Annotated in this window: 16 protein-coding genes; 1 reads left to right on the top strand and 15 read right to left on the bottom strand. The window is 59.8% G+C overall.

Annotated features, from left to right (window positions below; all coding sequences use genetic code 11):
* Positions 1 to 225: 225 nt before the first annotated feature.
* A complete protein-coding gene (locus ACW9IB_RS06400) occupies positions 226 to 555 on the top strand; it encodes a DUF6388 family protein (RefSeq protein WP_457367987.1) in 330 nt (109 codons plus the stop codon).
* Here the strand turns inward: ACW9IB_RS06400 and ACW9IB_RS06395 are convergent.
* From ACW9IB_RS06395 to tssB, 15 genes are read right to left on the bottom strand one after another with little or no spacing between them, the layout of a single operon-like run.
* Entirely contained in the window at positions 552 to 1,385 is an 834-nt protein-coding gene (locus tag ACW9IB_RS06395) for a serine/threonine-protein kinase (RefSeq protein ID WP_457412813.1), read from the bottom strand. The two genes, ACW9IB_RS06400 and ACW9IB_RS06395, sit on opposite strands and share 4 nt — an antisense overlap.
* Positions 1,382 to 2,095: a PP2C family protein-serine/threonine phosphatase gene (locus ACW9IB_RS06390; protein ID WP_457412811.1), complete on the bottom strand. Its 714-nt coding sequence runs from the start codon at positions 2,093 to 2,095 to the stop codon at positions 1,382 to 1,384. Before ACW9IB_RS06390 ends, ACW9IB_RS06395 begins: the two co-directional genes overlap by 4 nt.
* Positions 2,092 to 5,445 carry a type VI secretion system membrane subunit TssM gene (tssM, locus tag ACW9IB_RS06385; protein ID WP_457412810.1) on the bottom strand — a complete coding sequence of 1,118 codons (3,354 nt, stop codon included), beginning with the start codon at positions 5,443 to 5,445 and terminating at the stop codon, positions 2,092 to 2,094. The genes ACW9IB_RS06390 and tssM overlap by 4 nt, the downstream gene beginning before the upstream one ends.
* A gap of 15 nt (positions 5,446 to 5,460) precedes the next feature.
* The gene (gene icmH / locus ACW9IB_RS06380; RefSeq protein WP_457412809.1) at positions 5,461 to 6,327 is read right to left on the bottom strand and encodes a type IVB secretion system protein IcmH/DotU; all 867 of its coding nucleotides are present in this window, start codon (positions 6,325 to 6,327) and stop codon (positions 5,461 to 5,463) included.
* Between the two features lie 5 nt (positions 6,328 to 6,332).
* Complete coding sequence (tssK, locus tag ACW9IB_RS06375) at positions 6,333 to 7,661, bottom strand: type VI secretion system baseplate subunit TssK (RefSeq protein ID WP_457412807.1); 1,329 nt, start codon at positions 7,659 to 7,661, stop codon at positions 6,333 to 6,335.
* Between the two features lies 1 nt (position 7,662).
* Positions 7,663 to 8,151, bottom strand: coding sequence for a type VI secretion system lipoprotein TssJ (tssJ, locus tag ACW9IB_RS06370; protein ID WP_457412875.1), 489 nt, complete (start codon positions 8,149 to 8,151; stop codon positions 7,663 to 7,665).
* Positions 8,151 to 9,335, bottom strand: a complete 1,185-nt coding sequence (gene tagH, locus ACW9IB_RS06365) for a type VI secretion system-associated FHA domain protein TagH (RefSeq protein ID WP_457412805.1) — start codon at positions 9,333 to 9,335, stop codon at positions 8,151 to 8,153. Before tagH ends, tssJ begins: the two co-directional genes overlap by 1 nt.
* A gap of 14 nt (positions 9,336 to 9,349) precedes the next feature.
* On the bottom strand, positions 9,350 to 9,481 hold the full coding sequence (locus ACW9IB_RS06360) for a type VI secretion protein (RefSeq protein ID WP_457412874.1): 132 nt from the start codon (positions 9,479 to 9,481) through the stop codon (positions 9,350 to 9,352).
* Positions 9,482 to 9,541: 60 nt separating this feature from the next.
* Positions 9,542 to 11,062, bottom strand: coding sequence for a sigma-54 interaction domain-containing protein (locus tag ACW9IB_RS06355; RefSeq protein WP_457412803.1), 1,521 nt, complete (start codon positions 11,060 to 11,062; stop codon positions 9,542 to 9,544).
* Complete coding sequence (gene tssH, locus ACW9IB_RS06350; RefSeq protein ID WP_457412802.1) at positions 11,059 to 13,620, bottom strand: type VI secretion system ATPase TssH; 2,562 nt, start codon at positions 13,618 to 13,620, stop codon at positions 11,059 to 11,061. Before tssH ends, ACW9IB_RS06355 begins: the two co-directional genes overlap by 4 nt.
* A 6-nt stretch (positions 13,621 to 13,626) precedes the next feature.
* Positions 13,627 to 14,634 carry a type VI secretion system baseplate subunit TssG gene (gene tssG / locus ACW9IB_RS06345; RefSeq protein ID WP_457412801.1) on the bottom strand — a complete coding sequence of 336 codons (1,008 nt, stop codon included), beginning with the start codon at positions 14,632 to 14,634 and terminating at the stop codon, positions 13,627 to 13,629.
* Complete coding sequence (gene tssF, locus ACW9IB_RS06340; protein ID WP_457412800.1) at positions 14,598 to 16,388, bottom strand: type VI secretion system baseplate subunit TssF; 1,791 nt, start codon at positions 16,386 to 16,388, stop codon at positions 14,598 to 14,600. Before tssF ends, tssG begins: the two co-directional genes overlap by 37 nt.
* The gene (tssE, locus tag ACW9IB_RS06335) at positions 16,378 to 16,776 is read right to left on the bottom strand and encodes a type VI secretion system baseplate subunit TssE (protein WP_457412798.1); all 399 of its coding nucleotides are present in this window, start codon (positions 16,774 to 16,776) and stop codon (positions 16,378 to 16,380) included. The genes tssF and tssE overlap by 11 nt, the downstream gene beginning before the upstream one ends.
* A 14-nt stretch (positions 16,777 to 16,790) precedes the next feature.
* Entirely contained in the window at positions 16,791 to 18,266 is a 1,476-nt protein-coding gene (tssC, locus tag ACW9IB_RS06330; RefSeq protein ID WP_457412796.1) for a type VI secretion system contractile sheath large subunit, read from the bottom strand.
* Positions 18,267 to 18,292: 26 nt separating this feature from the next.
* On the bottom strand, positions 18,293 to 18,790 hold the full coding sequence (gene tssB, locus ACW9IB_RS06325; RefSeq protein ID WP_457412795.1) for a type VI secretion system contractile sheath small subunit: 498 nt from the start codon (positions 18,788 to 18,790) through the stop codon (positions 18,293 to 18,295).
* Between the last annotated feature and the right edge of the window lie 19 nt (positions 18,791 to 18,809).

Here is an 18,809-nt window from a genome sequence, read left to right as displayed (position 1 = left end):
TCCGTCCCTCCGCCTGTCACTTTATGCCCCTCAAAGGCAGGGCCGGAAACACCGGACAACGCTACACTTCCTGATACCGGGAGCGAAAGCCTTTTGCCATCGTTCAAGCGTTTTTTCAGCGACGACCACCCCCCGCGACATGACAAAACAGGAGATATGCCGGTCACGCCCTTAACCTGCTTCAATGACGGCGAATAAACGCCGACTCAACCCGGGAGAACCCATTTGTCACAACCTGGCGATAACCATCAACGGGCACTGGACCGTTTCCTGATCGAACACCCTGATGTGGCCGCAGAATTGGACAGCCTCAACCCGCTGGCGGCCCAGGCCAAGGGTGAAACGCTGGCGCAATACCGCGCCGAACGCCTGCATGAGGCGTTCGAAGCCGAAGCTGAACGTCATGGCTTGTTTGCCTGGGAATTGACGCTCAAGCTGACGACCGACTCATCCGAGGCCTTCGAGGCCCAACGCCTGGAAGTGCACAAGGAAGTGGCACAGATGGCCGGCTTGAGCTGGACCGACTATTGCCAGTTGCATGGTTTTACCGGTTAGAGCCCAACCCAGCACTGTCGACGACGGCTGATCACGGCGCGTAATTCCTCAACCGTGATGCAACGTCGGTGCGGATCGGCACTCAGCGCTGCCCGTAGTGCTGGCCAACAGTATCTGGGCCACTGCCGAGGTCGAAGCGAGCGCTCCCCCTCGCCCCGCTTGCCGAGCGCCAGGTCGTAGAGCACACAGGCCGCGCCATACAGGTCTGCGGCGGAGGACAACACCCCATCGTTCAACAGCTCCGGCGCCGCATACGAGGGCGTCCAGGCGTTAAAGCGGCTACGGCTCAAGCCCGGCAAGCCGGCGGCGTGCTGCGCCTGGCTGTGGCCCAGTCCGAAATCGAACAAACGCAGCCCCGCTGCTACCGCCATGACATTGGCCGGTTTCAGATCGCCGTGAAGCACACCTTGTCGATGGATGTACGCCACTGCCTCCAACAGTTGCAATGCCAGGGGTTGCAACTGGACCCAAGGCATTCCGCCGGAGCATTCCCGCAGCCGTTGTTCCAGGGTCAGACCGTGCATCAGCTCCATAGTGAAAAACGCACATTGGCTGGCCGTGTCGACCTCGAAGGCATACATCCGCACCACGTGGTCATGGCGCAGCGTTCGGGCGAGCGCGAACTCGCTGTACAGCAACACCGGCCCATCGGGGGCTTGGGCAAGACGCTCGTTCAGGACTTTCAGGGCGACCTCGGAACAGGGCTCGCCAAACTGTTCGTGCAGCAGATCCCGGGCACGATAGACCTCCCCCATGCCGCCCGAGCCCAGTAGCCGCTCAAGGCAATAACGTCCGCCAAGCAGGCCTGGCACTTTCAACGTAGCGCTCACGACTGCACGACGACTGCAGTCAGGTCATCAGGCGCGGCCCCCCGTAACACCCTGTTGAACAGATGCTCCAGCACCTGCTGCGGTCCACCCTTTTCCAGCGCCGCCCCCAACTGGGCATGGCTCAATCCCTGGTACAGGCCATCGCTGCACAACAGGAACACATCGCCAGGCCGCGTGCTGAGTTCCAGAATCTCAAGCCTCAACGAAGCATGCGCACCGACCGCACGGGTCAAGGCCCGGGCGTTGGCGTGGGCCTGAGCCTGTTGCCGGCTCAAATGCTGCTGCTCCATCAGTTGCCGCGCCAGGGAATGATCCCGGGACAGCTGGTACAAACATCGCTCCCGCCACAGATAGCAACGACTGTCCCCCGCCCACAGGCACGCTGCCCGCGCGCCTTCCAGCAGCAGGGCAACCACGGTACTGCCCGTGGTGCCGTCAGCCCGGTCAAGACTCAGACAACTGTTGAGTCGTTGCAGGCAATGCAAGACCGCCTCGATACGTCGATCAAAGCTCGGCTGCTCCGGCAGCGCGGCCAGACTGGCGACCACGCGCTGGCTGGCCACATCACCGTCCAGATGCCCGCCCATGCCATCGGCCACCGCCCAGCAACCGTGTTGCGGGCCGTCAAAAAAGGCATCCTCGTTGCGTGCGCGCAGTCTGCCGCGCTGAGTACGACCTGCGCTGCTCCAGGCGCGCGGGGACCGACTCACAGTTGCTCCGGCAAACGGAAGGTGCGCCACGTGTCCATCTGGAACGGGCTGGGCGTGCGCTGGCTCACCAACAGGTAGTTGGCACGCAGTCCGGCAAGATCGGCTTTGAACAGCTGCGCATTCCGACCACTCGCCGGCTCGTTCTGCATCAAGTCGAAAAAGCGAAACAATGACCAGGCACCACTGTTTTTTTCGATACCCAAAGGACGTTCCGCGCCGCGCTCCAGCACCAGGCTGCTGCGGCCGCCATCCGCTTCGTCTGGCCAGTTGAATGCCATAGGTACGATAGGGCCGTGGCGATACTCCAACTGCTGATCACCCACCCGTAAAATCGCACGACTGACTGCCTGATCCAGGCTGTAGGGTGCCAACGTGAACCGAACTGCCCAATCGCCCTGATCCTCGCTGAAAAAGCCGCGACGGATAACCTGCGCCTTGCTCAACTGGTCCAGCACCCCCCGAGAAATCGGCAAGCTGCGCCCATCCAGACTACGCAGGCGATAGCGCAGGTTCTCCGTACTGATAAAAGGCCGCAGGTATGTCTCGTGAAAACGCGCCAGCACACCGTGAGGCTTGAAAAACTCCTGAAAATCGCTCAGGGCAACATCGCTGCTGGCGTGGGCATTGAACGGATAGCGTTGCCGAATGGCCCTGGCGTAAAGCCCATACACTTCCCCTTGATAGTGCTGGTTGACATGCAGATACGCCTCGTCCAGCAACTGGCTCCATTGCTCGTCGGCAATAGCTTCGAACCACCCCTTGAGCGGCATCGGCAACCGTGCCGCGACGTCGCGCAACTGGCCCAACTCGGAGGGTTGTCCCTCCATCCGCCGCTTGACCATCTGGAACGCTGCCTGCTCGGGGGTACCGTCCCGCGTTAGGGTGGCCAGCTGCATCTGCAACGTATCGAGCTGGCGCAGCACCTGGGTCAGCTCGCCTCCAGGGTTCTGCTGTTCATCCAGCAATTGATGCAACGGTTCAAATCGGCGCTGCAAGGCACGGCGGGCGGCGTCTCCCTCTCCAGGCACCGGCAAGGGGTCGGTCAATACGCTGGAAACCACCGGACCGAGCTTCGACTCCGCAGCCAGGCGGCCGGCGAGTGCCACCGGATCCGTACCTGGCAGCAGACGTGTGTTTTCCCGGACCTGAAGCAGCACTTGCAACAGCGGCGACTGAGCCGATGCCAGGCTCGCGAGCCGTTCCGCACCCTGCCGGATACTGTTGCTGGGTTGCAACCTGATACCTGCGAGAGCGTTGCTCCAGACCGTGGCGTACTCGCTGAAATAACGCTGTTCCAACTCGCCCATCAAGCGCCGCAGATCCATGGCACTGAGGTCGCTGCTCTCTCCCAGCACCCAATTATCCTGGGCAATCGCGTTGACCAAACGGGGTCCCTGCTTCTCGAAGAACTGCAGATACCGCCGGGTGTAGAACCCGGGCACAGGCTGCTCGAGATCGGCGAACACCACGCCATCGGTCAGGCGGACGCTCTCCAGATTTCGCGATTGCTCACGCAAGCTGCGATAGACCACGTCGGCGAGCGACTCACCCCGCAACGCCTGGCGGGCCTCAGCCACCACTTCATCATTCAATGGGGTGATGAACGGCTGCTCGAGCAACCGCGCGAAATGCTCATTCAAACGGTGCTGCACCGAAGTCTCAGCGGCGTAGCGCGCGGACCAGTGCCCGGCCACTCGCTCTGCGAGCCATGATTTATCGCGACGTTCACGCAGGTTGAGCATCAGGTAGGCGCGCAAGTTGTCCAACAACTGCTCGCGGTCTCCAAGGCTTTGACGCACCTGCTCTTCCAGCAAGCCGGCCACCTGCGACAACAGCTGCCGTTGCAATACGTCGTGATAAGCACGCGTCAGCACCGGGCGGCTCTCGTCACCCTGGAACAGACCAATGCGCTCAATCACTGGAACATCGGCCGAAGCCGGAAAGACCCGCGTTGCCGCCAAGCGGCTGTCCAGCAGTGGCAACAACGAACGCGTAGCGTCGGCGCCTTGCGAAACGGATGCTGTCACCGCCCCCAATTGCGCCAGCTGCTCCAGACGCTGGTGATTGATCGAGTAGCTGTACAACCACATGCCACCCAGCGCACCCAATGTGCTGAACACCGCCAGGGCCATCAGCGTCTGTCGTCGACGCATACGTTTGCGCTCCGGCGCCCGCAGGCCCGCCAAGTGAGCGTCGGCGAGAATCACCTGGTTAAACACCCCCTGAACAAAATGGCGCCGCTCTTGGCCCGCGCTGGTCAGATAAAAACCTCGCAGGTTGTTTACCTGCCGAACACCATGAGGCGAAAAGGCCAACTCGATAAACTGACACAATCGGTCTCCTCTGCGCGCGACTTGCCGAGGAAAGTCGAGTATGCGTCCGCGGCGCGCTACATCCCGTTCCTGATGCAGACGAGGTATAAGGTCCGCAGCCAGGCGCCGCAGCAGCGCTTCGAACGACTGGCGCACCGGCATCCTGTCGATGCCACGCGTGCCGGTGTCCAGGCATTCGCCCAGTACCCCTTCCCCGCTTTCCCCCGGGCTGGCCTCGAAGAATTCGGCAAAGCCATGCAGCCGGTCCGCGTGGGTCAATACCAGATAGACCGGTACGTCGACGCGCAACGTCTGCTGGATATCCTGCAGCCGGGTTTGCACGTGCCGTGCGTGGCGCTCCAGATCGTGCTCGTTGCCGTCCTGCAATACGTCCACAGACAGCGTCACCACCACCCCGTTGACCGGCACGGCCACGCGTCGCGACTTGAGCAGGCCCAGTAATGTCGTCCAGCCTGAGCCGTCCACCGCCGGGTCATTTTGTGCCAGGTAACGCCCCGCCACCTCAACCAGAATGCCTTGTTCGGTGAAGTGCCAATCGACGTGAGAGGTGCTGCCTTTGTGCTCGCTCGATGCCAAGGGCAAACCCTGGCCACTGGCGGCCAGCAAGCACGACTTGCCGCTGCCCTGCTGGCCGATCAGCAGGTACCAGGGCAACGCGTTGCCCGGCGGCAAAATGCCGGAGGCCTTCAAGGTACACAAAGCATCCTTGAAACGGCTTGTCACCTGCCTGCGCTCATCCTCAATCAACCCTTGATGCTGGTAGTACGCTTGATTGTCGGGACGTTTGAGGTGCGCGGCCTGCCGTGCGGCGACAATCACCATCATCACCCCCCATGACAAAAACAGCACGCAGATGGTCAACAGGCGCGCCGTCGCCCCCTGCCAGAAACGATGGTCATCCACCGCCAGCAGTGGGCCGAAACACCACACCAGCAGCGCGGTCAAGAGCACCAGTAACAAGCTCCATACCCAAATCTTGCGCAGCACGGCGCCCGCGCTCTTGAAGAATGCGTTCATTCATTGCTCCCTGCGTTACAAGGTCAAACGACTTTCGTGCGTCGTCGACAACTGAAAAGAATGCAGCGCTGCAACCCGCTCCTGGCCCAATACCCATGCGAACCCTGCATACAGGATCACGCTGGCGGCCAGGCCGGATAACACGAACCAGGAGGCCGGGATCCTGCGCAATGCCCGACGAGGTAAACGGGCGGGCCGTGGTGACAGGGTCAATACGCCCGGTGCATCTCCCCGTACGTGCGTGATCTGCCGGTACAGCGCATCGCGAATACCTTCCAACTGCTCCCAACCTCGTGCCACGACCCGATACTTGCCTTCAAAACCGATGGACAGGCACAGATACATCAACTCCAGCATCGCGACATGCTTGATCGGGTCACGGGACAACCGCTCCAGTAGCTGGAAAAACTTCTCGCCTCCGAAGGTCTCGTGGTGAAAACGGCTCAACAGACTCATCGTCGACCAGTCGCTGTGACTGCCCCACGCGGTGGTCACCACGCTTTCATCGATCACGCAGCACAGCACATACCGCGCTGATACCACCTGCCCATTCTCCACGCCTTCGTGCAGGGCCCGGGCTTCAAACCCGGAAATCGCGGCGGACAGTCGCTCGTTGAGCGTTTGCAGACTTTCGCGCCCGGCACTGCCTTTGAGTTGTGCCGCTTCCGAAAGCAACGGCCAAGCGCTGGCCAGCAGCCGGTTGACGCCCATGTTGAAATATTCCGCGCCTTGTAAACCGGCGGTATAGATCATCCGGTCTTCCAGCTGTTCAAACCGCGGCGGGGACGGGAAGTCCGTCATCGACGCGCGCTCGGGGCAATACCCCTCGCGATCAAGCAGAATGGTTTTTTCATCCTGCGGATAGTCACTCAGCAGTTCCATGGCATTCAATTCCTGATGGCCCAGAAGTCGAGCGCAAGCCCCGGGAATTCGCCACTCACGTGGAAGGCAAAACCTCCCGACCGAGCCAGCTGCGCACTGTCATGGGCACTGAGGTCAAGCAAGAAGTAGGTTTTACCGGCGTGAAAAGGTATCTGGCGCGGCGCCACGGGCAGCGGTTTGACTTTGATCCCCGCCAGATGCAGGTTGACCAGCTCGCGAATGCGCTCCACCGAGCCGATTTTCAAGTGAGCCGGCAAGCGCTGGCGAAGCTCCTCGGACTCACACTGGGCACTGGCGGCCAGGATAAAGGTCGCGCTCTCCAGAAGTGTGAGATCACTGATCGGGCAGACCATCACACCGTACTGACGCGGTTGCAGCACCAACTCAATGGCATGCTGCTCCAGGACCATCGACAGTACGCTACGCATTGCATGCATCAGTTCGCGAAAACTCAAACCTTGGTCGCTGTGCAGATAACACCCCGCCATCTGCGGCCGCTTGCTGTCGTTGGCGAATGTGCAAAGCTCGCCCAGGATTGCAAGCAGCGTCCGGTACAGCACCTCTGGTCGCACCTGTGGCTGGGTCAGGTAATGCCGCAGCACCGGTTCGGTCCGGTTGATCAGTTGCAGCATCAGGAAATCGCCGACTTCTGTCCCGGCGGTCGTGCCATTGCCACGCAGGCGTTCAGCGATTGCATCTCCCCTGTTCGCCATCAAGCTGATCACCTCCTTGAGACAGGCAGATACATACCTGGAGTCCTGGAGGTAGATAAACGTGGGAACGAACTCATCTTCCAGGCTGATCACACCTTCACCGGTCGAACTCGACACCTGAGCGACCTTAAGCCTCACATAGGCCTGATCATCATGCTGTTCACCCAGCAGCAATCGCAGGTCAGGCTGTGCGCAGCGAATCTGGCAATGTGAATCCGAACCGGCATTCGAATCGCCGACTTGCGCGTCACAGGCAACGTAACGCGAAAGGATTTCCGCCTGTTCCGAGTCGCGGGTTTCAATCACGTTGCCCGTCGCCAGCGGCAATGCCAGGTAGATGGCTTGTCGACCCGAGTTCTTCGGGACCTCCAGCACCAGAGGGTTCATGGTGGTGTTCAACTCGAACAGGCTGCCGTCCGGCAATACGCCACGTGCTCGAATGACCACGATCTTGCCAAGATCGAGGTACTGCAGGTCGAATTCAAGGTCCAGAAAACCCCAGGTATCGCTGCCGAGCAACCGGGTGCGGTTCAGTTGCTGATGGTAGTAGCGATCGTTGTGCTGAAGGTGTTGCGGCCTTAGCAGCATGCCTTCCTGCCAAATGACTTTATGAAGCTGCATATCAGTCCCTCCCCTCGCTTGCCTGCGCACTGGCATGACGTACACCGGTATCGTCCAGCACCAGACTGGCGCGTGTTCGTTCGCGCGGTGCCAGAGGGATCACAAGCCGCCATTGCACATGAGGCAGGTCGCGGTAGGCAGCCAATACCCCCAGGTAACGCGTGTGCGGCTTAATCCCGAGTTTGAGTGACAATTGCTCGCCGGGGCGCAACTCCAGTTCTTCACTGCTCACCCAATCCTTGGGCAACGTCTGTTCGGCGCGTTCATAAAGGCTGAAAAAATCGGCATGTTCGAATGCAACGGGATGTCGCAGCTCGAACAACTGCACGACAACGGGCGAAGGCCGGCCATGCAGGTCGGGATTGACCTGTTCATGAGCGCTCAATGTCATGTCCAGCTTGGTCATGGTGGAAAAAGGCGACAGCCTGGCGCATCCCGCCAGCAGTCCGAAAAACAGTACCGGCAGGACGACGATTCGAGTCATGAACATCATCCTGGGTACCCGGCATGCAGGGTGGAAACCAGGCGTGACTGTTCCTGGTAGGCCCTGGAGAAATCGTCCCTCAACTGGCGCTCACTCAGCGGATCCTCCTCGATCAGCCGCTGATAATGACGCTGGTAAGCACGCCAGCGCGCGCCGTCGGTAAAGCACCGGAAAGGTTTGGTCCGACGCTCGAAACAACGCAACAGATGCGTCGGCGCAAACGCTTCGCGCCCACTGCGCATGGCCGTTCGACAGGCAGTGAGCAAGGACAGCTGATGCACCTGAATAGTCCGATAGGCCTGCGTGATCGCCAGCTCTGCGGGAAGCAGCCCCAACTCGCCAGGCCCCAGCAACGCAGCCAATGTGGCGTCGGTATCCATACAGTCCTTCAAGGGGCTTCTGTTTTTGACCTGCGTTTCGTTCACCTCCAGACCCAGTTCGATTTTCAGCTCCTCCACAGTCCGCATGCTCTGCGTCAGTTCATCCATCGTGTGCCTGAACAGGCTTGCCGTCTTGATGGCCAGCGCCTCACGTCCTGGCCCATCGAGGGCGCTCAAGCGGATCCCCAAAGCCTTTGTGAATAGAACCCAGAACCCCTCGGTTTCCTGGACCATTTCCGTGACGGAACTCCTGACAGCCACTTCAGGGTCAGGCTTTTGCCAGGTCGGTACGATCAGATGCTCCCGGTCCACCGCTTCCGTGTGTACCCATTGCCCTTCTACACCAACCGGCTCGCCCAAGGCCTCCAGCTCACCCACGTCCACCGCGCGCGCTTGTTCAAGATCCAGCACGCCGAGCGGGTCCAGCCCCAGGTAAGCATCTTCGGGAATCAGGCCTGTTGGGGCGCTAAAAGACGAAGAAGGCGATGTGGTTCGTTTGATCAACCGCGCCCGTACGCTCAACAGCCCCAGCTGAAATAAATCGCCATCACTGATCAGGCGTGCCTGCCCTTTGCGCAACCGCTCCTCGCTGCCCACAAGGACGATACCGTTGCTGCTGATATCGGTGAGGAAATACTGCCCTTCGCGAAAGCTGATCAAGCCATGGTGACTTGAAAGCAGTCGACTGGGATCGGGAATGACCCAGTCACAACCGGCGCCGCGACCAATCACCCCGCCGACGCCGTCGAAAATCCTGGTGGCGGATGGTTCAGTACCCCCGTTGTGACACACCTCAAACACTAATTGCATGTCATGCGGCTCCCTCATTGGCCACGATGGATCGCCTGGGGATCACCCAACGGACGATACTCAGCGTCATCAAAAACATAATTGGCGTTGCAACCACTCAACAAACACAACGCAAGCAGCACGGCTTGCCATGGACAGTCAGGCATCAGGTATCTCTCAAGGAGTAGCAGGCAGGCGACACCGCGCTGCATCTTCAGGCGGGCCATTCAGCACTCGCCCCGGGCATCGCCACAAGGAATGTTCAAACGCGCAAGGCGGTAGAGCAGCGTACGCCTGGCCACCCCCAGTTCACGGGCGGTACGGGTTCGGTTACCGCGGTTTTTGTGCAGGCAGTCGATCAGGAAAACACGCTCTACCCGCTCCAGACGCTGACGCAGCGTCGTGTCGACTACGACGTCAGTGGGTGCCCGCGACAAAGACAGGTGCTGAGGCAGAATGGTCCCCTCGTCACACAGTAATACCGCGCGTTCCATCAAACATTTGAGCTCGCGAACGTTGCCGGGGAAGTCATGGCTGGACAGCAGGTCAAGCGCATCATCCGACCAGTCGATGGGCGTTTTTCCGAGGGCGGCGCACGCCTTTTCAGCAAAATGCCGGGCCAGCAGGAGCACATCTCCTTCACGCTCACGCAATGCAGGCAGCTCGATCGGAAACTGTGCCAAGCGGTAATAGAGATCTTCACGAAAGCTTCCCTGGGCAACCATCGCGGCCAGATCACGATGGGTTGCCGCAATGATGCGCACATCCACCTTGTGGGACGCGGAGGCACCGAGCGGGCGAATCTCGCCTTCCTGGAGAACCCGTAGAAGTTTGGCCTGCAACGACAGCGGCATATCACCGATCTCGTCGAGTAACAGCGTACCGCCATGTGCCGTATCGAAGAGCCCGGTGTAGTGCTTGTCGGCCCCGGTAAACGCACCTTTGCGGTAACCAAACAGCTCGCTTTCCAACAACCCTTCAGGAAACGCGGCGCAGTTTTGCACTACAAATGCGCGGGTACCACGCGGACCGCCAGCGTGAATGGCGCGCGCCACGACCTCTTTGCCGGTGCCTGTCTCACCCCGCAACAACACCGTATAGGAGGTATTGATTACCTTGCCGATCAACCGACAGGTTTTATCCATCGCCCGACAATGGCCGATCAACCCGTATGTGCCTGTGGCAATCGGGCTATGAAGGGGCCCGGTCTTCGTCTTGCCTGCTATCCGCGGTTCGGCCAACCGACGCAGCACCACACCGCCCCATTCGCCCAATGACGCGGTATAGACGTCCAATCGCAGTGGACACTGGCTTGCACACAACAAAACGCCCGAGATCAGCTTGTCGCGATTGAACAGCGGTATGCAGGTCAGGGCACGCCAAGGCTTGCTCATCGCGGGAAGAAACCCGTGCTGATAGGGGCTGTCACTCAGCTCTTCTACGCTCAGGGAGCAACGTTGCTCCACCACGTAGCTCAATAGCTGCTCATGCTGGAAGTCCGCGACACTGGCACGCTCGGCCAGCCCCGGCTTTCCCGACAAATGACGGGCGATCAGCGTCAGCCGGCCTGTCACCGTGTCGCGGCGATATAACTCACTCAGCTCACATCGACTGAGTTGAGCGGCGGCAGCCACACATAGCGCCGATAAGGTGGACGCGTCGTCGACAACCAATTGCATGAGGTAACCCGCGAACGATTCCGCATAGGCCAAAGGGTCAGGTACGTGAGAAAACAAAGCTTGCGTCATTGGCTGAACTCACAGGTCGGCTGGCCGTTACCGTCCAGGCTTGCGTGAACACGGGCCAGGGACACCCCGTGAGCCCTTGTCGAGAGAACACGGTCCACCACTTGCGGCAGCAAATGACGCTCGATCCATTGGTCGATATGGCGGGCACCGCTGTCACTGCTGGCACAGCGTCGGGCCATGTGCGCCGCGAGTTCGTGGGTGTGACTGAAGACCAGGTTGCGCTGGCGCAGGCGTTGCCCGAAGCGCTCAAGCTTGAGCTTGACCACTTTGTCCAGCGCAGCACCTGTGATGGGGTAGTAGGGCACGACTCGCATACGGGCCAGCAATGCAGGTTTGAAATACGCGCGCAGCTGCGGATAAATGGCCTCTTGCAACACCTGCGGATCCGGGCGTCTACCGTCGGCGCAAAGCTCGACGATACGATCGCTGCCCAGGTTCGATGTCATCAGGATCAGCGTGTGGCGAAAATCGATTTCCTGCCCCTCCCCGTCGTTGGCCACCCCCTTGTCAAATATTTGATAGAAAAGGTTCAACACCTCCGGGTCGGCCTTCTCGACTTCGTCGAGCAAGAGCACGGAATAGGGACGTCGGCGAATCGCCTCCGTCAATACCCCACCCTCACCGTAACCGACATACCCCGGAGGAGACCCGATCAGTCGGGACAGAGAGTGTTTTTCCTGGTATTCGGACATGTTGAGCGTGGTGACGAATTGCTCGCCGCCGTACAGCAGCTCTGCCAAAGCCAGGGCCGTTTGCGTCTTGCCGACTCCGCTCGGGCCCGCCAGCAGGAATACCCCTGTCGGCGCATTCAATGGATTGAGACCTGCCGCGACCGCTCGCAGATTGCGGTCAAGCGCCAGTACGGCGTGCTCCTGAGCGAGGATGCGGGTGCGCAACGCCTCGGCAAACCCCTGGACCTTTTCGTCGTGCTCCAGTGCCAGTTGCTCCACCGGAATACCGGTCCAGGCGCCGATGACCTCTGCCACCAGGCGTGGGCATACCTCAAGGTTGACCAGCCCTTGCTCAGCCAGCGACGAACGCTGTTCACTCAATATCCGTTCAAGCGGCTCGACACCCTCCCCGACAGTTCGCGCCTGGATCAATTGCTGGCGTAGCGAAAGAACCTGATCCGCCAGTGTCCGCTGCTGGTCCCAACGCTGTTGCAGGTTTCCGCGCGCCTGTTCGAGTGTCGCAAGATGCTGGGCCAGGGTTTGCAAGGCCTGCGGGTCGACCGGCAGTCCCGCCTCATTGTCGCGAGCCACCGCCAAGCGCTGACGCTCCCCTTCGGCCAGTTCAGCGCACAGCTGTTGCAACGCTGTTGGGGGAGTGGCCAGGCTGATACGTGCCCGGGCGCAAGCGGTGTCCAGCACATCCACGGCCTTGTCCGGCAGCTGACGACCGGACAGGTAGCGAGCGCTCATGCGCGCCGCAGCGACAACTGCGTCGTCGCGCACATAAACGCCGTGGCTGGTTTCATAGGCCGGCACCAGTCCTCGCAAAATGGATATCGCGTCCCGAACACTCGGCTCGGCGACCCTTACCGCCTGAAACCGCCGTGCCAGGGCCGGGTCTTTTTCGATGTACTTTTTATATTCCGACCAGGTAGTGGCCGCGACCATGCGCAATTCGCCACGGGCCAGGGCGGGCTTGAGCAGGTTGGCCGCATCGGAGCCGCCCGCCTGGGCGCCGGCCCCCACCAGTGTGTGAGCCTCGTCGACAAACAGAATCACCGAGTGTGGTGATGTATTGACCTCGTCGATTATCCCCTTGAGCCGGCGCTCGAATTCGCCTTTGAGGCCCGCGCCGGCCTGCAGCAGCCCGAGGTCCAGGGCCAGAAGCCGGACTGCCTGCAGTGGTTCCGGTACCTGTAGCGCTGCGATCCTCAAGGCCAGGCCTTCGACAATCGCCGTCTTGCCCACGCCAGCTTCCCCAATGAGGATGGGATTGTTCTTGCGCCGGCGCATCAAGGTATCAATCAACTGACTGATTTCGAGGTCACGACACAATACCGGGTCGATCAGGCCGTCACGGGCCTGCTGTGTCATATCCTGGGTATAGCGTTCGAGCAACGACTCTCCGGATGGTCGGGCAACCGTCTCAGGTGCCTGGTTCATCACGAACTCGCGTACGCGCTGTACATTCACCTGGCTCAACAGCCGTTGATAGCCACTGCCCGCGTACAGCAACGGATCACTCAGCAGCGCAAGCAACAGCGCACCGTGATCGACTTCGCTTTGCCCAAGCTCAAGCTGGGCGAGTACCAAAGCCTGCCGCAACCAGGTCACCAACGCCTGCGCAAAAACCGGGCTGCGGGAAACGCTTTGCCCCTTCAGCGGTTGCAGTAGGTGCTGCAACTCGTCGACATCGATATCGGCATCCGCCAACGCCTTGCCCAGCAAGCCGTCAGGATGCTCCAGCATGGTCAGCAGCAGGTCTTCCACCACGACCTCGCTGCCACCCCGAATCACACAGCGCTCAGCAGAGCGCTCAAGATCCTGGCGGGCTGAAAGACTCAGCGTTTGAATCAGTTGTTGCAGATCGATAGTCATCATATTCATCGCCCCCTAACGAGCGTTACAAGCAAAGGCCACCGCACCGTCGGCACAGGTGTGGTCAAGCCAGGTGGTCCATCCGAGGCGGCAGACATTGCGCTCGCCGATATGCAGAGGTTTGATTTCGCCTTTCGCCAGCACCAGGCGCAGGTCATGCTCCAACGGGTCTCGGACCGTCAGGCGCACCAAGGAGCACAGCGGCGGATAAGCGCTCCCCGTCGGCAGAAACTCGTGAAATCGCTCCCAGCTCAGGCCTGTCACCTGCACCCGAAACTTGCCGCTGCGATCGGCGACACAAGCGCCCAACACCAGGTCTTCACCAAGCCGAGTGTTGGCATCACCCAACCGGTTACGCTGTGAGTCGGGAATGACGACGGTACGTTCGACCCATTGTTCGATGAAGATCTGGCGGTGCTTGAAGTAGTAGCGCAGCACGGTCTCGACCAGCGCTGCCGAATGGGCTCGCAGACTCAACAGCCCCAGGTAGGGCAAGAGCCGCTTGCAATCGAGTGGCGCCGCGTCACGAATCTGTTGACCGCCCAAACCGATCAACGCAAACATCTGTGCAGAAAAGGCGTCACGGGCCCCCTTCTGAAAACGCGCGTGATAACGGTATTTGCGCCAGATGGGCAGCATCAACCGATGCAGGCGATGATGAAACAGGTCGAGAAAATCACGCGTGGAGTTACCCTCGGGACATTCACCCGCCGCCTGGTCGCTGTAAAAGGCCGGTAATGGTGAACCTGCGCCAAACAGCCCGAGCACATTGAGACGCAGGCGTGCACGCAGTTGACCTTGATCAAGAAAGAACTCCACCTGATCGATGTCGTGCCCGGCAAAGCCGAGGCCGGGGTTGGCCTGGAACTCCAGACAGTCATACAGGGCATTCTCGTCCAGCGACGGGTTCGCCTCGTGCAGACGCTCGACCACCTGCAACACCGCCTGGAACAGCGAGTATTCGCGAATGGTGCGGGATAATTGATTTAAAGCAGCGGTTGCTGACCCATCCGGGGTGGCCATAGGTACACGTCTCCTTGTGTGCTGGTAACCCGAAGTTCGTGGTACGAATTCAGGCTGGCGTAAAGTGCAAAGAACTCATTGAGTACCGAGGCGAATACGAAAATATCGCCCTGACCCAGGAAGCCGTGGGAATCAACGCTCAAATCGATACGCAATCCCCTTAGTGGCAACCCGCAATGCAGTCGGTCGACCGCTTCATGGCGAATGGAGCGCAACGCGTCCAGCCTGCGCTCGCTGACCTTGTGCGCCTGCCGGTCGTGATAACGCGGCAGGTCGTAGGTCTGGAGCATCACCTTCAGCGCATGGATGTCCGTCAGCGAGAGGTAGTTGAGTGACATGTTGCTGATCAGCTTCCAGAGAAATGCCTGATCGAGCGGCGGCGCAAAGCTCGTTGTTGGCGCGCTGATATTGCGGAATGTCAGAAATTCGGGCGTTTGCTCACACCGTTGGTTGATGTCACCTGCCAGCAACTGCCGGGGCAAGTTATGGTTGGTACACGTCAGCTCGATCGACAAGGTTTCCTGGGTACGCGCCTGACCGTTGCTGACACTCAACCAGGTGTCGAGGCCATCGTGCTGTGCCGACAACCGTTGACGGATGCTGTAGCTGGGGAGTTGCGCCGATGTTTCCCCATCGTCGTGATCATGCTCAAAAGACTCGAACGGGACGTATGCCTGATAACCCTGGCCACCAGGGCGCCATCCGGTAACACCGTCAACGGAAAATACACCGGCGTTACCCCGCTTATACTCCCCAGGTACCAACAAGTACTCGTCCTGCTTGCCGTCCAGTCGAATGGGGACAGCATCGAGCTTGAACAGGTTGACGATGGGCGTGCAGTGCAGCTTTATGTTGTCCAGGGTTGGGCGTAGCGCCTCGTTCGCCTGTGCACGCAACTCAAAGCGCAATGCCAGACCCCGCGCCTGCTTCAGCAACTCCTTGGGCAAGGTGCGCAGCGCGTCGAGCCCAGTGATATCGACAAACAGGTATTTTTCCGCGAAGACAAAATATTCTTGCAGATGGCGCAATCCGACGAAGGTATTCATCGGGTAGGGAATCAGTGCCTGTGCCTCACTGAACCCGACCGGTTGCACCTGGCTGGCAGCCAGTCGCAACGATAACGGCTGACCATCACGGCCGTTCAACACCTCGCCCTCGTCACCCAACACCTGCAACTCGATGCCTTCAAGGTGGCGCAGCAGCCCCAGGTATAGCCCCTGACTGATATAGCGTTCGCCCGCCAGATGCAGGCGCAGTTGGTCAAAGGCGCATTCCTCCAGGCTGCCATCGGTGGTCATTTCAAGGCGCAGACTCAACAACGCGCGCTCGCCCTGTGCCGAGTACTCCAGAGCACAGGCATTGAGTGGCAGGACCTGCGTCGCATAGCAGGTTCGAAAGCGACAGCGCTCACCGTTGACCGCCACACTTTCGACCGGCGTGTCCCGTGCCACCTGCACCGTTGTGCACGTATGTGTCAGGGGATCGAACTGCAACATGCTGAATGCCGGCAACGGCCGCATGTAGTTGGGCCACAGCAAGTGCATCAATGAATGGGCCAGCTCAGGCAGTTCGTCGTCCAGCTTCTGACGCAGCCGTCCGGTAAGGAAAGCGAACCCCTCGAGCAGGCGCTCAACGTCAGGATCCTTGCCAGGCTCGGCGAGAAAGGGCGCTAGCGCGGGGTTGCGCTCTGAAAAGCGCCGCCCCAACTGACGCAAGGCACTGAGTTCGCTTTGATAGAAACGGTTAAAGGACATCCGGCAAGACCTCCACCGAACCACCACTCATGCAGGCATTGAACCTGACCGGACAAGTGACACCGCTCACCTCCCACTCGGCCTCGATGGCAAACGCCAGTGCCAGTGGATCACAATCACGTGGCAATGCCCTGACACGCACGTTGTTCAGACGAGGCTCGTACGCCTGGATAAAGCGTTCGATCGACAAGCGTGACTGGCTTAACGACTCATGCAAACTCAAGCGCATGTCATTGAAGTCCGGCAGCCCGTAGTCGGGTAACGTCTGGACGCTGCCGACCCGCGTGCCGAGCATTTTTTCAAGATGAGCCGCCACAGCCGGCAAAATGCTAGCGGATGCTGGTGGTTCGCCCTCAAGACGTTGAAAAAGACTGCGATAGTCGGACATTCCCTGGCCTGCCCTTATTCTTTGTCGAGCTTGCCAACCAGGGACAAGGTGAAGTCAGCCCCCATGTACTTGAAATGAGGTCGCACACTCAGGTTCACGCGATACCAACCAGGCTCCCCGTCGACATCACTGACAACGATGCGCGCAGCCCTCAAGGGGCGCCGCCCACGCACTTCGGCGCTGGGGTTTTCCTGATCCGCGACGTACTGGCGTATCCATTTGTTGAGCTCCAGTTCCAGGTCAGTACGTTCCTTCCACGACCCCAACTGCTCGCGCTGCAACACTTTGAGGTAATGGGCCAGACGGTTCACCACCATCATGTAAGGCAACTGTGTACCCAGCCGGTAGTTCAACTCGGCCTCCCTGCCTTCCTCGCTGATGCCGAAGTTCTTGGCCTTCTGCACCGAGCTTGCGGAGAAAAACGCTGCATTGTCACTGCCTTTGCGCATGGTCAGGGCAATAAAGCCTTCTTGCGCCAGCTCGTATTCGCGGCGGTCGGAAACCAGAACCTCGGTCGGAATCTTGGTTTCGATTTCGCCCATGCTCTGAAAGTGGTGCAAGGGCAAGTCCTCCACCGCGCCACCGCTTTGCGGGCCGATGATGTTCGGACACCAGCGAAACCGCGCAAAGCTGTCGGTCAGGCGCGTAGCGAAGGCATAGGCGGTATTGCCCCAGAGGTAGTGTTCATGACTGTTGACCACGTTCTCCTGATACACAAAGGTCTTGACCGGGCACTCGAGCGGGTCATAGGGCGTGCGCAACAAAAAGCGCGGAACGGTCAGGCCGATGTAACGCGCATCCTCGCTCTGGCGAAAGCTCTGCCATTTGGCGAATTGCGGCCCTTCGAAATGATCCTTGAGGTCTTTGAGATCAGGCAGGCCAGTGAAACTTTCCAGACCAAAGAACGCCGGCCCGGCTGCGGCTATAAACGGCGCATGTGCCATGCAGGCCACACTGGATGCGTATTGCATCAACTTCACGTCGGGTGCACTGGGGGAAAGAAAATAGTTGGCAATGATGGCGCCCACCGGCTGTCCACCAAACTGGCCGTACTCGGCACTGTAGATATGCTTGTAAAGCCCGGACTGTGTAACCTCCGGCGAATCCTCGAAGTCATCCAGCAGGTCCTGGCGAGAGACATTCAGCAGTTCGATCTTGATGTTTTCCCGAAAGTTGGTGCGGTCGACCAGCAACTGCAAGCCCTTCCAGGAGGCCTCGAGTGCCTGAAAATCAGGATGGTGCAGGATCTCGTCCATCTGCAGACTGAGGGTGGCGTCAATCTCGGCGATCATCCGGTCAACCAGGCGTTTCTTGACGGGCTCGCCCTTGTTCCGAGGCTTGATCAACTCTTCGATAAATGCCGACACACCGCGCTTGGCAATGCCGTAGGCTTCGTCATCGGCACTCAGCAAGGTTTGGGCAATGATGTTGTCGAGAATGCTCTGCTCGCCGACGCTTCGTGTGACCTGCGAATGCTGTTGTGTTGTCATGGTGTCAGTGTCCTTTTACTGAAATGTCAGGCTGCGGGGTGACTGAGCCCCAGTTCCGCCAGTACCCGTGCGCGGGAATCTTCATCGGCCAGCGCTTGCTCGATGGCTTTGCGAAAGCTCGGCGTATTGCCCAGGGGACCCTTGAGCGCCATCAACGCCTCGCGCAATACCATCAGCTTCTGCAGCTCGGGAATCTGCTCGACCAAATGGGCAGGGTTGAAATCCTTCATCGAGTTGATGCGCACCTCAATGGCCAGGTCTCCAGCATCAGCGGACGCCTGAAGGCGATTCGGCACACTCAGCGCCAGACTCAACGCCTGCTTGGCCAACACATCATCCAGAGTGTTCTTGTCGATCGAGATCGGCTTGCGGTCTTCGAGCTTGCGGACGTCCTCGCGCTGAGTGAAATCGCCCAGCACCAGTAACTTCAGCGGCAGCTCGACTTCTTCCTGAGCCCCGCCGAGAGCGGGTTTGAAGGTGATATTGATGCGTTCCTTGGGGGCTACCGAGCCTTCTTTGGCCATGGTGTTTCTCCTTTTCGGG

This window comes from Pseudomonas sp. SDO524_S393 (genome assembly GCF_054071875.1).
The sequence above is the reverse complement of the archived record's forward strand: the minus strand, read 5'-3'. Positions and strand labels throughout refer to the sequence as shown.

Coding starts and splice junctions, on each gene's coding strand:
- tssB (WP_457412795.1), bottom strand. CDS start 18,790: ATGGCCAAAGAAGGCTCGGTAGCCCCCAAGGAACGCATCAATATCACC.
- tagH (WP_457412805.1), bottom strand. CDS start 9,335: ATGCAATTAGTGTTTGAGGTGTGTCACAACGGGGGTACTGAACCATCC.
- tssK (WP_457412807.1), bottom strand. CDS start 7,661: ATGCAGCTTCATAAAGTCATTTGGCAGGAAGGCATGCTGCTAAGGCCG.
- tssC (WP_457412796.1), bottom strand. CDS start 18,266: ATGACAACACAACAGCATTCGCAGGTCACACGAAGCGTCGGCGAGCAG.
- tssE (WP_457412798.1), bottom strand. CDS start 16,776: ATGTCCGACTATCGCAGTCTTTTTCAACGTCTTGAGGGCGAACCACCA.
- ACW9IB_RS06360 (WP_457412874.1), bottom strand. CDS start 9,481: ATGCCTGACTGTCCATGGCAAGCCGTGCTGCTTGCGTTGTGTTTGTTG.
- tssF (WP_457412800.1), bottom strand. CDS start 16,388: ATGTCCTTTAACCGTTTCTATCAAAGCGAACTCAGTGCCTTGCGTCAG.
- tssG (WP_457412801.1), bottom strand. CDS start 14,634: ATGGCCACCCCGGATGGGTCAGCAACCGCTGCTTTAAATCAATTATCC.
- ACW9IB_RS06355 (WP_457412803.1), bottom strand. CDS start 11,062: ATGACGCAAGCTTTGTTTTCTCACGTACCTGACCCTTTGGCCTATGCG.
- icmH (WP_457412809.1), bottom strand. CDS start 6,327: ATGGAACTGCTGAGTGACTATCCGCAGGATGAAAAAACCATTCTGCTT.
- tssM (WP_457412810.1), bottom strand. CDS start 5,445: ATGAACGCATTCTTCAAGAGCGCGGGCGCCGTGCTGCGCAAGATTTGG.
- tssJ (WP_457412875.1), bottom strand. CDS start 8,151: ATGTTCATGACTCGAATCGTCGTCCTGCCGGTACTGTTTTTCGGACTG.
- tssH (WP_457412802.1), bottom strand. CDS start 13,620: ATGAATATGATGACTATCGATCTGCAACAACTGATTCAAACGCTGAGT.